Genomic DNA, 15,386 nt, shown 5'->3' with positions numbered 1-15,386 from the left:
ACGATGACCGAGCACTCAGATGACACCGAAACCCAGGCTTTGCTGCAAAAGAGCCAGATCGTCCATCAGACCAGTCGTGGACCGACGATCGATGAAGTTGCCGCCAGCATACTGCGCCGGGCGCTGAAGCAGCTGTATCCGCACAAGGACATCGACCCTGACCAGGCGATGATCGGCACACCGCACTGGCAATGGCTCGACGGCGAGCCGGCCGCTCTGCCCACCCGGTTTGAATCGCTGACCCAGGCGCTGATCCGACAATTTTTCAACAGCTCCCACGCCAACTACCTTGAGGGCCAACACTTTCTCACCTTGAATCCCCAGGCCTCGCCCGTGGTGCATCTGGACATCGATATCGAAGCCATTGCCGCGTTGCTGAACGACTACGCACCTCTGCTGTTCGTGGCCTTTGCAGAGCGCCAACTGGGTTACTGGAACAGCACCCGGCACCAGATGCCGCACTGGCAGGAGCTATCCGATTCACTGCGCAAGGCGCTGAACGTTCGCAGCGCGCACGGCTGGGACGATGAACAGTGCCGAATCGCCCGGGCAGTCTCGCTGCACCCCGACAAGCAGGAGCGCCGCAACCATGACCAGACACTCTCGGCCATCCAGGTCTGCCTGATCGACATTGACGCTGTCGACGCCCAAGGCCACCGCCAGCACCTGATTCTGGGTGGGGCCGCCGTACTGACCGGCCGCTATGGGCTGCGTAATGTGGTGATGATGTACACCGTAGAGGACGGTTATGAATCGTTCGACTCCCTGCAGCAGTTGGGCGCGTCGTTGCCGCAACGTATCGACTTGCAGCCAGACGGACAGAACCTGCAGTGGCAATTGTTCGAGCCAGCGGGGAATTTTTTCGACCACATGGCCTGGGCACTGATCGCCAATCAGCTCGATGCCATCCGGGCGATCACCCAGCAAAGTCTCGACACCGATGCCGAGGACGGCAGCAACTTCTCGCCGCTGATCGAGCAAGCCAGTGAGTCGCAGAAAAAAGCCCTGATTAGCCTGGACGATTCAATCCCCGACTGGCTGACCGGCGCTACGGCGTCCGACCTTGATCAGTACAGTCAATCGATCAACGCGCTGGGTCTGCTGTACCGCCAGGCAGACCCGGCACTGAAACCGGTTCTGCCGATCAACACCTATGCACAGAACCGTATGCGTGAAGCGATCATCGCTGATCAGGCGACAGCTGTCGGATTGCCACTGGACCGCCTGCAAATCAACATCACCAACAGCTTCGAATCCGGCGGCGTGACCCTGCCCAACCCGCATGACACCCATACCGAAACCCTGGGTGAGTACGCCTTGCAGAACAGCGCGCCATATCTGGCCTCGCTGCAATTCAGCCCGCCACAAGCGCTGCCGTCATGGCTGACCGTCGCCTATCTGACGAAGATGGCAAGCCAGGTCAACATCGGTGAGGTGTACCCCGAACTGATCAAGAACAGCCTGATCGACGACCCGCTCCAGGCCCCTTTGCAACAACGTTTTTACATCAGTCAACTGCGTGCGCTACTGCCGTTGATTGCACTGGAGTGCAAGCTCCGTCGCCTCGGTGGTGTGGATGAACAAGGCTATCGCCGTGTCCTCGATTGGCTGAAACCGGCACCCGCTCAGCCGCCGACCGTGGTCATTCGTCCGCTGACCTTCGTCCATGCCGGGGAAACCCAGGGCGACACGGTCACCAACATGTTCATCATTGCCGCGCATCGGCCAGACGCCGGGCCATGCCTGTTGTATCGCCCGTTACTTGATCAGCCGTTGCTGCAATTCCCTTCCGCGCAAAACCTGCTGTACGCCTTGCATCAGCCAGGCGAACTGAGGGATTCGGTGCTGGCCTGGCTGCCAGACTCGGACACTAGTTTCAAATATGCCCAATACACCTTCCCCACTGGCCTGCCCAGCCCATGGCTGGGCGCGCAATTACTTTCCGAACCCTGGACTTCAGTGAGCTGGGCCGGGCCGGTCGGGCTCTCCTCCAGAACGCTGAGCGGCGATGTGTTCCCGGTCCTGTTCAAGACCCATGCGCTGGCAATGGCCGAACTTGCTGACCGCCAGTCGCTGTCCAACGCGCAACGTCGCTGGACCTTATTGCGTGATAGCGGCTGGGCGCTGTTCAACGTTGCCGCGAATTTCCTCTGCGGCCCGGCAGGCGCGGCGATCTGGGTCTGGCAAAGCATCAGTGAGATCGACCAGGTGGTGGACGCCCATCAACGTGGGGATACGCAGGCTCAGTGGGGCGCCGTTGCCGACATGCTGCTGAACCTGGGGATGATCCTCGCCCATCATGCCGCCGTACGCCGCAAAACCGGCTCCCGCACGGTGCCGCGCAATGACAGGGGACTGTTGCCCCAACCTCAACTGCCCCCGGTGATAAAGCCTGCACTACCCAAGGTCACCCACCTCCCGACTTTGTTGCGCGACGAGTTGCCCTCCAGCCACTACACCTCGCTCGAGGCCAGCGGCTCGGTGCCTCGTCGCTCGCCTGCGGCATTGACCACGTTTCTGAACAGCCTGGCCGTACCGGCCCCGGATCTCACCGCAACGGCCATCGAAACCCTGCTGCGCGACAAGGCCAGCTTGTATCGCCTCGATTCCCGGACCTATGCGCAGGTAGGCGAACGCTGGTTTCAAGTGACGGAAAACGATGACCAGCAGGTCCAGATCGTCTATCCCGACACGCCCTCGAAAACCGGGCCGTTATTGATTCACAACGCGCAGGGCCAGTGGTTCGTGGACACGCGCTTGCGCCTGCGCGGCGGTGCTGGCGGCACCAGCCTGCAAAGCCAGCTCAAGGCTCAGCGCAAGGAAAAGGAACTGCAAAGGCAACAACTGGGCACCGCTCTGCAGACATTCAGAAGCCGGGAAGCGGCCGGCCATGCCGAGCTGGAGAAAGCCCAGAAAGCCTTGCTCGGCACCACCGGGCATGCCTACGAAGAGGCAACCCGGCGCTACCTCGAACAGGTCGAAAAGCAGATCGACGATTACCACGAGGCCTTGAAAACGCTTGGGCGGTGGCGCCTCAAGGGTGGGAGCGACGGCTATTTCATTGAGCTGCAACGCATGACCACGTTGCTGCAAAAAAACCTCAGCCTGTGGTTTGTCCTCAAACGGAACGCGTATTCGATACTGACCCGCAACCTGGCAGATAACCGCGTGATCGAATCAGAGCCGGCCCGGCACAGTTACGTCGAAGAAGTGCGCCAGGCCCTGGCCTTGAGCCAGGACATGATCGAGCGCCTGCAACTGTCGCAGACCTCGCTGGAGCCCCTCGACGCTAGCGGCAGCGCAGGCATGACCACCGCGCAGCGCTTGCGAAACCTGCTCCCGACATTCACCCCGTGGGACTTGAAATCCAATGCCATCGGCATGTCCCATGAGGTGTGCATGCGCGACACCGCCACCGAGGCGGCCCGCGAAGCGACCGGCCTGTTGATTATCGAAGCGGCAACCGCCACCCATCGGCATGCCGCCCTGATCAGAAAACCTGAAAACGCCGAATCCGCCACTCAGCACATCGAGTGGCTGAGTCGGCTGCTCGATATCTATGTCGATGCCGACCAGCGTCTTGGCGACTTGCCAGGCGAACATCCCGGCATGGTCGACCCGGACGAACTGGCGCGGATAAGCGCCTTGATCGGCGAATTCAGGCAGCGCGCCCAGGAGCAGTTGAGCGACCTGCTGCCGGGAACCGGCACCAGCACCCCGCCGCCCGCCGCCAAACCCGCCGTTGCCGGGCGTTCCCGACTGGTTGCCAAGGTCACCAAGAGCCGGCCACGCGACCCTGCGCCCGGCAAACCCTCGACCGCCGCTGAGTCGCCCCTGGAGGAAATGCTTCCCGTCAGACCCAAACCCTCGCCAGCGATGCAACTGGACGACATCGACATCATTGCCAACGCCCTGACGCAAAACGAGGACGTGCGAGGATTCATTGAGCGAACTCGTCGCGACGCACTGAGGCCCAACCGGATTCCGGCGGACATGCAGGACCTGTTCGACCATCAGGCCCGCCGACTGGAGCAAAGCGCGATCGGTGTCGAGCAGGCCCGGGCGCGCTTGCTCGCCTCAGGCGGGACGCGACTTCCGGTGGGCGACCTGAGCGCCGAACTCAACAGCGCCGCCGTCCGCCTGCGCGCTCAAGGTGTCGCGGTGCGGGCCAGCCTGCTCAAGCAACGCCAGCCTCGACAGGCCTATGTGCAATGGCTGCTGGACAATCACCAGGTACGGATCGTCAGAAACGCCCAAGGCCGGATCAAGACCCAAAAGCGCAAGGATTACTTCCAGGAATATCAGGTGCTCGACATCACTGAGCATGACCAACCGCTGTGGGTGGCACACTTTCACTATGACTCGCCTGAAGCACCGCCGGAGCAGTTCACGGCGGCGCACCTGAAGATCGCCGATGCACACCTCAAGAGCCTGAACGCAGAACGGCGTCAGGCCCTGGCCAGCCTGACGCCGCTCGACTATGTACTGCGCCGGATTGGCGACCCGGGCCCGTTCCTGCAACTGGAAGCGCGACCTTGACCGGCGTCCGCTTCAGCGGTTGTGCCATACCGTACGCAATCGTTTGAGAGCCGCCTCGATCTCACGTTCAGGCACCGCAGCAAAACCCAGCACCAGACCGGCTCGTTGATCGACCGGGGTGCTGGAGTCCGGTAACCAATAGCTGCTCAACCCGTTGATCTCGACGTCGACGCTACGCGCCAGATCGATCAGTTCGGTTTCGCGCGCCACGCTCTCGACCGGCACGGTCAGGTGCAGCCCGGCGGCGACACCGGGCAACGGGCCGACGCCCGCAATAGCCTGCGGCCAGCCATCGAGCAAAACATTACGCCGACTCAGCGCCGCGCGGCGCATGCGGCGGATGTGCCGCTGGAAGTGCCCGGCGGCCATGAACTCGGCCATCACCGCCTGGGTGCTGACTTCGGAATGGCGCACATCCACCGCGCGTCGCTGGGCAAAGGCATCGACCAACCCTGGCGGCAGCACCAGATACCCCAAGCGCAACGCCGGGAACGCGACCTTGCCGAACGTGCCGACATACAGCACCCGCCCCTGTCGATCGAGCGCGGCCAACGGCGCCAGCGGAGCCCCGCTGTAGCGGTACTCGCCATCGTAATCATCCTCGACGATCCAGCCTTGCGTGCGCTCGGCCCACGCCAGCAGTTCGAGCCGCCGCGCCAGACTCATCACCACCCCCGTGGGGTACTGGTGGGAAGGCGTGACATAGGTCAGACGGCAATCGGCAAGTCCCGCCAATTGCTGGCAGTCGATGCCCTCACTGTCCACCGCCACCCCGTGCAACCGGGCACCGGCCACGGCGAAGGCATGGCCCGCCGCGCGGTAGCCTGGATTCTCGATCGCCACGCCGTCCCCCGGCTCCACCAGCAACTGTGCACAAAGGCTAATCCCCTGCTGCGCGCCGCTGGTGATCACAATTTGCTCAGCCGTGCACTGCATGCCACGGGAGCTGCGCAAATAGGCTGCGATCATCCCGCGCAACCGTGCATCGCCGGCAGGGTCGCCATAACACAGCTGCTGCAAATCCGGTTTGCGCCAAAAAGCCGCATTCAGCTTGGCCCAGACGTCGAAAGGGAACAGATCGAAGGCCGGCACACCGACCCGAAAAGCCCGCGGCGGACCACTGGGAGGATGCGCCAAATGATTGTTTTTGACTCGGGTCAGCGGGTCGCTGTGGATAACTTTGCTGGATGGATCCACAGGTAAATCCAACCAATTTGTGGATAAGGCTGTGGGTAAGCCTGTTGAAAACCCTGTGGATACTTTTGTGGATAGTTTTTTCGCCGGCAACACCGTTTGCGGCAATTGCGCAACGTAAGTGCCGTCACCCACCCGTCCTTCAATGAAGCCTTCGGCGTACAACTGATCGTAGGCGCGCACCACGCTGTTGCGCGAGATGGCCAGCGCCGCCGCCAGATCGCGACTGGCCGGCAACCGCGTACCGCTGGCCAGACGCCCGTCCAGCACACGCAGCCGCAGCGCTTGATACAACTGGCGACTCAAGCCCTGACGGCGGTCGAGTTCGATTCCCGCCGGATTGAACGGCATGGACAGTGTGGGCGATTCGGGCATGGCAATGGACCTATGAAATTGGTCATCAATGGCTCTTACAACAGACCAATAGCCTGCCTAGGATGCAGGCATTCGCCAAGGAAAATATCTCCATGTACACGCCGCGCGCCTTTGCCATCGATGAGCTGTCCCAACTGCACGAGCTGATCCTCGCCACCCGCCTCGCCATCCTCGTGACGCACGGTGAAAATGGTCTGCAAGCCAGCCATGTGCCAGTGCTGTTGCATTGCGAACAAGGCGAGTACGGCACGCTGTACGGACACTTGGCCAAGGCCAATCCACAGTGGAAAGATCTACGCGACGGCGCCGAAGCCCTGTTGATTTTTGCCGGCCCGGACGCCTACGTCAGCCCGGGCTTTTACCCCAGCAAGGCCGAACACGGCAAAGTCGTGCCGACCTGGAACTACGTCGCCGTGCACGCCTACGGCCACGCCGAAACCTTCAGCGATGGCGGTCGTCTGCTCGATATCGTCAGTACCCTCACCGACCGTCACGAAGCCGGCCGCGCAAAGCCCTGGTCAGTCGACGACGCCCCTGCCGACTATATCGACGGCATGCTCAAGGCCATCGTCGGTTTTGCCATTCCCATCGACCGCCTCGAAGGCAAGCGCAAGCTCAGTCAGAACCGCAGCGCCGAAGACATCGCCGGCGTGCGCGACGCTCTGGCCGCCAGTCCCGAAATCAATGATCAAACCCTCGCCCAATTGATGCGCTAAGGAAATCACCATGAGTCAGATCGACATCCGCCAGGTCAGCGCCGCCGACCACGCCGCCTGGCTGCCGCTGTGGCAGGCCTACCTGGGTTTCTACAACAGCGAGCTGCCGGACGCGGTGACCGACAGCACCTGGCAGCGCTTCCTCGACCCGAGCGAACCGACCCACGCGGCCTTGGCCTGGGCCGATGGCAAAGCAGTAGGCATGGTGCATTACATCTATCATCGCTCGAACTGGAGCATCGAAAACTCCTGCTACTTGCAGGATTTGCTGGTGGCTGCGCAAACCCGTGGTACCGGCGTGGGCCGTCTGCTGATCGAACACGTTTACGCTACGGCCAAGGCGGACGGCTGCTGCAAAGTGCATTGGCTGACCCACGAAACCAATGCCACTGCGATCCAGCTCTACGAGCGCATCGCCGAGCGCCCGGGATTCATCCAGTTTCGCAAAGCCATTTAAGGAGCCACGTACATGACCACTTCACTTGCCGACTGGAAAGGCGTGCCTGCCCCCACCGCCACCTTGCTCGAAGGCCGCTTCATTCGTCTGGAAAGACTCGACCCGGCACGCCATGGCGACCAACTGTTCGCCGCACTCGAAGGCCCCGGTGCCGATCCGAAGCTCTGGGATTACTTGCCTTATGGCCCGTTCCCGCAACGCAGTGCCTTCAACGATTGGCTGAACAACCACGCCGCCAGCAGTGACCCGTATTTCTTCAGCGTCATCGACCGTACCACCGGTCAGGTGCAAGGCATCCTCAGCCTGATGTCGATCGTCCCGGCGCAAGGCCGCATCGAAATCGGCCACGTCACCTTCGGCGCGCCGATGCAGCGCTCACCGAAAAGCACCGAGGCGGTGTACCTGCTTGCCAAGTACGCCTTCGAACTGGGCTACCGGCGCCTGGAGTGGAAATGCAATAACGGCAATGCCCGCTCCAAATATGCCGCCGAGCGTCTGGGCTTCAGCTTCGAAGGCGTGTTCCGCCAGCACATGGTGGTCAAGGGCCAGAACCGCGATACCGCGTGGTACTCGATTCTGGATTCGGAGTGGCCGGCGATAGCGCCGGGGTTCGAGCAATGGCTGAGCGATGAGAACCAGACGCCGACGGGGCAGGTGAAGGGGTTGGTCGAATGCCGTTCCTGAGTGTTTAAAGCAAACAGCCAGCAAACCTTCGCCGTGGGCTGATCGGGCAGTGGCTGATGGGTTTCTGATCATTACCAGCGGCTAGCGGCAGCACAACTTGTAGGAAAGGGCGACAGACCGGCAGGATGCAATCGGTACTTCTGCGCCGGGCTGCCCTTTTCCGCCGATCAAACCGACGTAGCCCGCAGCACCGTGCGATCCAGCTGACATCGGCGTCTGCCGGCGCCAACTTAGAGTTTGGCCTCCTTCCACCCGAGGCTGAACTCGATGCCCGTTCAATTCCACTATCGACCCAAACACCTGACACTGGCCATTGCCCTGGCACTGGGATGTGCTGATCTGTCCATGGCCCAGGAGGCACCGCTCGACTTTCAAGACACCTCGTCCGCCCCCCCAAAAACACTCAAATCACAGATCGATACCCTCGCCAGTCATCCAGATACCGTTCAACTCAAGGTCAACAAGGCTTACAAGGCGCAGGATGGCGTGGCTCTGGCGCTCGACGGGCGCAATGACCTCGTCACCGTTCAAGCCCGAGGCAGTTTCGCCGGTCTGATTGACGGAGGCGACGGTGACAACCTGCTGCAACTCGACGCAGACAAGAAAGGGACGCTGGGTGAAACCCGTAACTTCAGCGCACTGGAGGTCAGGCGCGGGAGCTGGATACGCAGTGGGCCGGGAGACTTCAGCCTCGGTGTACTGGTCCATCCGAAGGCCTTGCTGGTCAACGACGGGCATATTCTTGGCACGGCAATGACCGAGGGCCTCTTGATCAACAAAGGTGCAATCAGCGGCGGCGCTACTGTCCAGTCAGGAGGAGACCTGACCAACCAGGGCCTCATTGACGGCGTTGTGAATGTTCAGGAGAACGGTCACTTTGCCGGCAGTGGCGCGGTGAACCATCTGAACGTGGACGGACGCATGAGCGTCGACGAGGTGTACGGCGCGCCCAACGTCTCGGGAGACCTGAGCCTTTCTCGCACCGCCGTACTGGCTTATGCCGTGGATGCCTCCGGCAATAGCCCGACCGTCTTCGTCAAAGGCACTGCCCATCTGGGCGACGCCACCCTGAAACTGGTGACCACCGGCGATTATCCGCAAAGCAGCCAGCACACCATTCTTGAGGCGGGAAAGGTTGAGGGACAGTTCGGCACTGTCGAAAACGATCTGGCGTTCATGACTCCCACGCTGCATTACGAAGCACAACGCGTAGGTCTGCTGTACGCCCGTAGCGACATACCACTTGAAAGCCTCGCGACCACGGAGAATAGCCAGGCGCTCGCTCAAAGCATCGACGAACCCTCCTCCTCACCTCGGCAACCTCAGCAACCTCAGCAACCTCAGCAACCTCAGCAACCTCAGCAACCTCAAAAGCCTGAGCCCTCTGGCGAGTCTGCGAAAGCCATTAGTTCTTCCGTTGCTCCCAGCATGGCTGTCACTGCCCTGCTGGGTGCCGACAAGCCAACAGCTAACATGGCACTGGAACAGTTGGCCGCCGGCAGCAACGCCAACCTCGCCAAAGCCACATTGAGCAGCGTCAGTCCGATCAGCGCCAGCATGCTCTCGGCGATGCACCAGCTGGACAAACGCACGCCTGCGCAGGGGACGGGAAATGCGCCGCGCCTGGCGGCGGGCGATGGCGGATCCGCACGGGTATGGCTGCAAGCGCTGGGGCATGGCGGCAAGGTCGACCGTGACGTCGACAGTGCGTTGAAACACTCCACCCAAGGCCTGATCCTGGGTGCCGACTGGCAACTCGCCGAGCAATGGCATGTCGGCCTGATGGGCGCAAAAGCGCAAACCCGCTTCGATGCCCGGCAGTTCGATGGCGACCTCGACAGCTGGCACCTCGGTGCCTACGCCCTGCGCCAGGATGGACCATTCGCCCTGCGGTTGGGCGCTTCTTATGGCAGACACGATGGCAGCGGCAAACGTCATGTCGACTTCAATGGTTTCAGCGACCGGCTGAAGAGCAACTACGCCGCCAATACCCAGCAGCTCTTTGCCGAGGTCGGCTACGACCTGGGCCGCGGCAACGTCAGTATCGAACCGTTCGCCAGTCTCGGTTATCAGCGCTACCAGCGCGACGCTTATACCGAGAAAGGTGGCGATGCGGCGCTGAGCGTTGAGGGGCAGACCCGAGCGAACCCAAGCAGCACCGTTGGCCTGCGTCTGGCGAAAACCAGTCACCTGTCCAATGGCATGCAACTCACGCCGCGTCTCAGCGCCAGCGTGAAGCACACCTACGGCGAGCTCGACAACGACACGCGTCAGCAATTGGTGAGGGGCGGGAAAAGCTTTGAGGTGACCGGTGCCGAGATGGATCGCAACAGCGCACTGCTCGATGCCGGTCTCGACCTCAGCCTGTCCGCGCGCAATACCCTGGGCGTCGGCATCACTGGCGAGGCCGGCAGCGACAGCCGCAGCTACGGCGTGATGGGCCAGTGGCGCATGGCCTTCTGATGCGTTGAGCCCCCCTGTAGGAGTGAGCCTGCTCGCGATAGCGGTAGATCAGTCGACCTGTGTAGAGACCGATACCCTGCTATCGCGAGCAGGCTCACTCCTGCAGAGGGTCTCGCGGGCAAAAAAAAGGGGAGCACATGCCCCCCCGAGGTTTAAAACGCTGGATCGCGGCAGTTATCTCAGCCTTCGATCTCGATCAGGATTTCACCCGGATTCACCCGGTCGCCTTTGGCGACATGAATCGCGGTGACCTTGCCGGCAATGGCTGCCTGGACTTCGGTTTCCATCTTCATTGCTTCGGTGATCAGCACGGCCTGACCGGCCTTGACCGTGTCGCCCTCCTTGACCAGCACATCGACGATGTTGCCTGGCATGGTGGTGCTGACGTGACCCGGTGCCGACGCTTGCTTGCGTTTGCTGCTGCCACCGCTGACAAATTCGTTGAGCGGTTCGAACACCACTTCTTCCGGCATGCCGTCGATGGACAGGTAGAAGTGACGCTTGCCTTCAGCCTTGACGCCCACACCGGTGATATCGACGCGGTAGGTTTCGCCGTGGACGTCGATGACGAACTCGGTCGGAACGCCTTCGCCGCCCGCCTTCGTCACACCACCTGCTTCAGGAATCGGCAGCAACACTTCCGGTGTCAGAGTGCCGGCGGCACGTTCTTCAAGGAACTTGCGGCCGATGTCCGGGAACATCGCAAAGGTCAGAACGTCTTCTTCAGACTTGGCCAGCGCGCCGATGTCGGCACGCAGCTTGTTCATTTCCGGCTTGAGCAGATCGGCCGGCCGCACGTCGATGACCTCTTCGCTGCCAATCGCTTGGCGACGCAGTTTTTCGTTCACTACGCCCGGCGCCTTGCCATAACCGCCCTGCAAGTACAGCTTCACCTCGTTGGTGATGGTCTTGTAGCGCTCGCCGGCCAGCACGTTGAAGAACGCCTGAGTGCCGACGATCTGCGAAGTCGGGGTCACCAGCGGCGGGAAGCCGAGGTCTTCACGCACGCGCGGGATTTCCGCGAGGACTTCACCCATGCGGTTGAGAGCACCCTGCTCTTTCAACTGGTTGGCGAGGTTGGAGATCATCCCGCCCGGCACTTGGTTGACTTGTACGCGGGTGTCGACCGCAGTGAATTCGCTTTCGAACTGGTGGTACTTCTTGCGCACGGCGTAGAAGTACAGACCGATCTCTTGCAGCAGTTCGAGGTTCAGACCGGTGTCGAACTCGGTGCCCTTGAGCGCCGCGACCATCGACTCGGTGCCTGGGTGGCTGGTGCCCGAAGCGAAGCTGGAGATTGCGGTGTCGATGTGGTCGGCGCCGTTTTCGATGGCCTTGAGCTGGCACATGGTCGCCAGACCGGCAGTGTCGTGCGAGTGGATGAACACCGGCAGCGACTGCTCGGCCTTCAGTGCGCGAACCAGTTCGCCAGTGGCGTACGGGGTCAGCAGACCCGCCATGTCCTTGATCGCTACCGAGTCGCAGCCCATGGCTTCCATCTGCTTGGCCTGCGTGACGAAAGCGTCGATGGTGTGCACCGGGCTGGTGGTGTAGGCGATGGTGCCTTGGGCGTGTTTGCCGGCAGCCTTCACTGCTTCGATGGCCACGCGCAGGTTACGCACGTCGTTCATCGCGTCGAAGATGCGGAACACGTCGATGCCATTGACTGCAGCTTTGGCGACGAAGGCTTTGACCACATCGTCGCTGTAGTGGCGGTAGCCCAGCAGGTTCTGCCCGCGCAGAAGCATTTGCAGGCGAGTGTTAGGCAACGCCGCGCGCAGTTGACGCAGGCGCTCCCACGGGTCTTCTTTCAGAAAGCGCACGCAGGCATCGAACGTCGCGCCGCCCCAGCACTCCAGCGACCAGTAGCCGACTTTGTCGAGCTTGTCGCAGATCGGCAGCATGTCCTCGGTACGCATGCGGGTAGCGAGCAGCGATTGGTGAGCGTCGCGCAGGATGGTATCGGTAACGAAGATCTTCTTAGTCATTGGTATCTCCTCATAGCGGCAAGCTTCAAGTTACGAGCTGCAAGAAAAAGCCGAGTCGCTCTCACTTGAAACTTGTCGCTGACAGCTCGCAGCTGGATTTATAGGCCTGCGTGGGCGGCGATGGCGGCGGCGATGGCCAGGGCCAGCTCTTCGGGTTTGCGCTTGATCGAGTAGTTGGTCAGTTCAGGATGGCTTTCAACGAAGCTGGTATTGAACTGGCCGCTACGGAATTCCGGATTGCGCAGGATTTCCTGGTAATACGCGGCGGTGGTCTTCACGCCTTGCAGACGCATGTCGTCGAGGGCGCGCAGCCCACGGTCCATCGCCTCTTCCCAGGTCAGTGCCCAGACAACCAGCTTCAGGCACATCGAATCGTAGAACGGCGGAATGGTGTAACCGGTGTAGATCGCCGTGTCGGTGCGCACGCCCGGACCGCCGGGGGCGTAGTAACGGGTGATCTTGCCGAAGCTCGGCAGAAAGTTGTTCTTCGGGTCTTCGGCGTTGATGCGGAACTGCAACGCGAAACCACGGTGCTGAATGTCTTCCTGCTTGACCGACAACGGCAGGCCGGAGGCGATACGGATCTGTTCGCGGACAATGTCGATCCCGGTGATTTCTTCGGTGATGGTGTGTTCCACCTGCACCCGCGTGTTCATCTCCATGAAGTACACCTCGCCCTCGGCGAGCAGGAACTCCACGGTGCCGGCGTTCTCGTAACCCACGGCCTTGGCCGCGCGCACCGACAGGTCACCGATATAGGCGCGCTGTTCCGGAGTCAGTTGCGGGCTCGGGGCGATCTCGATCAACTTCTGGTTGCGACGCTGGATCGAGCAGTCACGCTCGAACAGGTGCACCACGTTGCCAAAGCTGTCGCCAAGGATCTGCGCTTCGATGTGTTTCGGGTTAACGATGCATTTTTCCAGGAACACTTCGGCCGAACCGAAAGCCTTGGTGGCCTCGGAGATGACGCGAGGGAAATTCTGTTCAAGCTCTTCGCGGCTGTTGCAGCGACGGATGCCACGACCGCCGCCACCGGAGGTGGCCTTGAGCATCACCGGGTAACCGATGCGGTCGCCCTCGGCCAAGGCTTCTTCGATGTCGGCAACGTTGCCTTCGGTGCCCGGTGTCACCGGTACACCGGCCTTGATCATGCTGCGCCGGGCTTCGGTCTTGTCGCCCATGCGGCGAATGACTTCTGCCGACGGGCCGATGAATTTGATTCCGCGTTCGGCGCAGATGTCTGCCAGCTCAGCGTTTTCCGAAAGGAAGCCATAACCGGGGTGCAGTGCATCGCAACCGGTTTCCACCGCCAGGTTCACCAGCTTGCGCGGGTTCAGGTAACCGGCCAGTGGCTCGGCACCGATGCTGTGGGCTTCGTCGGCGCGCTTTACATGCAAGGCATGGCGGTCGGCGTCGGAAAAAATCGCAACCGAGCGAATGCCCATTTCGGCGCAGGCTCGCACGATTCGTACGGCAATCTCACCACGGTTGGCGATCAGGATCTTTGTTATCACTTGGAGGTTCCCTTGAGCCGGTGGCACCACGACCTGCTAGACCCAGGTCGACGCGTGACTAAATGTTTCAATTTAGTCGCAGCCCCACACTAGCGCTCGCAAGGGATTAACAAAAATGAATAAAAATTGGGTCAGGCATAAGCAAAGACTTATAGTTAAACCATCAGCCCGCCGTCAGAGCCCATAAGAAATGCGTAAGTCCTTGATGCGTATGACATTACGCCAATTGCAGATTTTCAACGAAGTGTGTGATTTGCGCTCCTACAGCCGCGCAGCCGATGAAATGTCTCTCACACAACCGGCCGTCAGCCTACAGATTCGTCAGCTCGAAGAGCTGATCGGCCAGCCATTATTCGATTATGTCGGCAAAAAACTCTACATGACCGAGGCTGCCGAAGCCCTGCAGCGGGCCAGCCGGGATATCTTCGGCCGCCTGGAAAACCTCGACATGCAGCTGTCGGACATGCAGGGCTCGCTGCAAGGCCAACTGAAGCTGGCAGTAGAATCCAGCGCCAAGTACTTCGTGCCACACCTGTTCGCCGCCTTCAAGCGCCAGCACCCGGAAGTGAACCTGCAACTGACGGTGGTCAACCGTGGCCAGGTGATCCGCCGCCTCTCGGACAACCGCGACGACCTGGTGATCATGTCGATGGTGCCGCAGGACATGGGCCTGGAGTTTCTGCCGTTTCTCAATAATCCGATTGTCGCCGTGGCACGCCCGGATCATCCGTTGGCGCACATGGGAGCGCTGCGCCTGCAGGATCTTGAGCCTTACACACTGCTGATCCGCGAACCGGGTTCGGGCACACGACTGGCCTGCGAGGAATACTTCAAAGAGAAACGCGTGCACTTCACCCAGACCCAGGAAGTGGCGTCTGCCGAAGCTCAGCGCGAATGCGTGGCGGCGGGTCTGGGCCTGGCGCTGTTGACGCGCCACGCCCTGAACCTGGAGCTGGCGACCGGCGGCCTGGTCGAGCTGCCGGTCGAAGAATTGCCGCTGTTTCGTAGCTGGTGCCTGGTGCAGGCCAAGGCCAAACGGCTGTCACCGGTGGCGCACGCCTTCCTGGCGTTTATCCGCAGCGAACGGGTGCAAATCAGCGCGCTGGTTGAGCGCTTCGACGGGAAACTGCCGGTGCGGCCTGCCAGTAATTGAGTTCGATGTCCTCGGGAAAATCGCTGATTTCGCTCTGAAGCTGACGGAGTTCGAAGCGATCTTCGATCGCGCGACGGAATTCCATGCGGCGTTGGTCTTCCTGTTGACGACGGGTTTTCGCGGCGCTGTTGCGTTCTTCGTAGGGCTGAGCCATTTCGAGTCTCCCAAGGCGAGTACGGGAGTTTCACGATAGGCGCGGGGGATGACGGTTTGGCTGCGCGGGGATGACAGTGCGATGAAAGTTTCACAGAGATGTGGTGTTTTGGAGGCCGCCTTCGCGAGCAAGCCCGCTCCCACAGAGGA

Annotated in this window: 10 protein-coding genes; 6 read left to right on the top strand and 4 right to left on the bottom strand. The window is 61.2% G+C overall.

The genetic code is table 11. The annotated features are described in order from the left end of the window. The first annotated feature begins 3 nt into the window (after positions 1 to 3). Positions 4 to 4,539: a DUF6543 domain-containing protein gene (locus tag U862_RS0123430; protein WP_025112644.1), complete on the top strand. Its 4,536-nt coding sequence runs from the start codon at positions 4 to 6 to the stop codon at positions 4,537 to 4,539. 12 nt (positions 4,540 to 4,551) lie between these two features. On the opposite strand, the gene U862_RS0123425 is transcribed toward U862_RS0123430, so the two are convergent. Further along, complete coding sequence (locus U862_RS0123425) at positions 4,552 to 6,108, bottom strand: PLP-dependent aminotransferase family protein (RefSeq protein ID WP_025112643.1); 1,557 nt, start codon at positions 6,106 to 6,108, stop codon at positions 4,552 to 4,554. A 92-nt stretch (positions 6,109 to 6,200) separates the two neighbouring features. On the opposite strand from U862_RS0123425, the gene U862_RS0123420 reads away from it, so the two are divergent. From U862_RS0123420 to U862_RS0123405, 4 genes are all read left to right on the top strand, one after another. Then, a complete protein-coding gene (locus U862_RS0123420) occupies positions 6,201 to 6,824 on the top strand; it encodes an FMN-binding negative transcriptional regulator (RefSeq protein WP_025112642.1) in 624 nt (207 codons plus the stop codon). Between the two features lie 10 nt (positions 6,825 to 6,834). Continuing rightward, a complete protein-coding gene (locus U862_RS0123415; RefSeq protein WP_025112641.1) occupies positions 6,835 to 7,281 on the top strand; it encodes a GNAT family N-acetyltransferase in 447 nt (148 codons plus the stop codon). A gap of 12 nt (positions 7,282 to 7,293) precedes the next feature. Further along, positions 7,294 to 7,965, top strand: a complete 672-nt coding sequence (locus tag U862_RS0123410) for a GNAT family N-acetyltransferase (protein ID WP_025112640.1) — start codon at positions 7,294 to 7,296, stop codon at positions 7,963 to 7,965. 267 nt (positions 7,966 to 8,232) lie between these two features. Then, entirely contained in the window at positions 8,233 to 10,428 is a 2,196-nt protein-coding gene (locus U862_RS0123405; RefSeq protein WP_025112639.1) for an autotransporter domain-containing protein, read from the top strand. A gap of 179 nt (positions 10,429 to 10,607) precedes the next feature. On the opposite strand, the gene oadA is transcribed toward U862_RS0123405, so the two are convergent. Further along, positions 10,608 to 12,416: a sodium-extruding oxaloacetate decarboxylase subunit alpha gene (gene oadA / locus U862_RS0123400; protein ID WP_025112638.1), complete on the bottom strand. Its 1,809-nt coding sequence runs from the start codon at positions 12,414 to 12,416 to the stop codon at positions 10,608 to 10,610. A gap of 98 nt (positions 12,417 to 12,514) precedes the next feature. Further along, positions 12,515 to 13,930, bottom strand: a complete 1,416-nt coding sequence (locus U862_RS0123395) for an acetyl-CoA carboxylase biotin carboxylase subunit (RefSeq protein ID WP_025112637.1) — start codon at positions 13,928 to 13,930, stop codon at positions 12,515 to 12,517. A gap of 190 nt (positions 13,931 to 14,120) precedes the next feature. Here U862_RS0123395 and U862_RS0123390 point away from each other — a divergent pair, with 190 nt between their 5' ends. Next, positions 14,121 to 15,083 (top strand): LysR family transcriptional regulator, encoded by a 963-nt coding sequence (locus U862_RS0123390; protein ID WP_025112636.1) that lies wholly within the window; start codon positions 14,121 to 14,123, stop codon positions 15,081 to 15,083. Here U862_RS0123390 and U862_RS0123385 read toward each other — a convergent pair. Beyond that, positions 15,025 to 15,237, bottom strand: a complete 213-nt coding sequence (locus tag U862_RS0123385) for a PA3496 family putative envelope integrity protein (protein ID WP_025112635.1) — start codon at positions 15,235 to 15,237, stop codon at positions 15,025 to 15,027. The genes U862_RS0123390 and U862_RS0123385 overlap by 59 nt on opposite strands. Positions 15,238 to 15,386: the final 149 nt, after the last annotated feature.

Source organism: Pseudomonas sp. H1h, from assembly GCF_000633255.1.
Classification (GTDB): domain Bacteria; phylum Pseudomonadota; class Gammaproteobacteria; order Pseudomonadales; family Pseudomonadaceae; genus Aquipseudomonas.
Note: the sequence above shows the minus strand (reverse complement) of the source record. Positions and strands in the feature narration are given on the sequence as shown.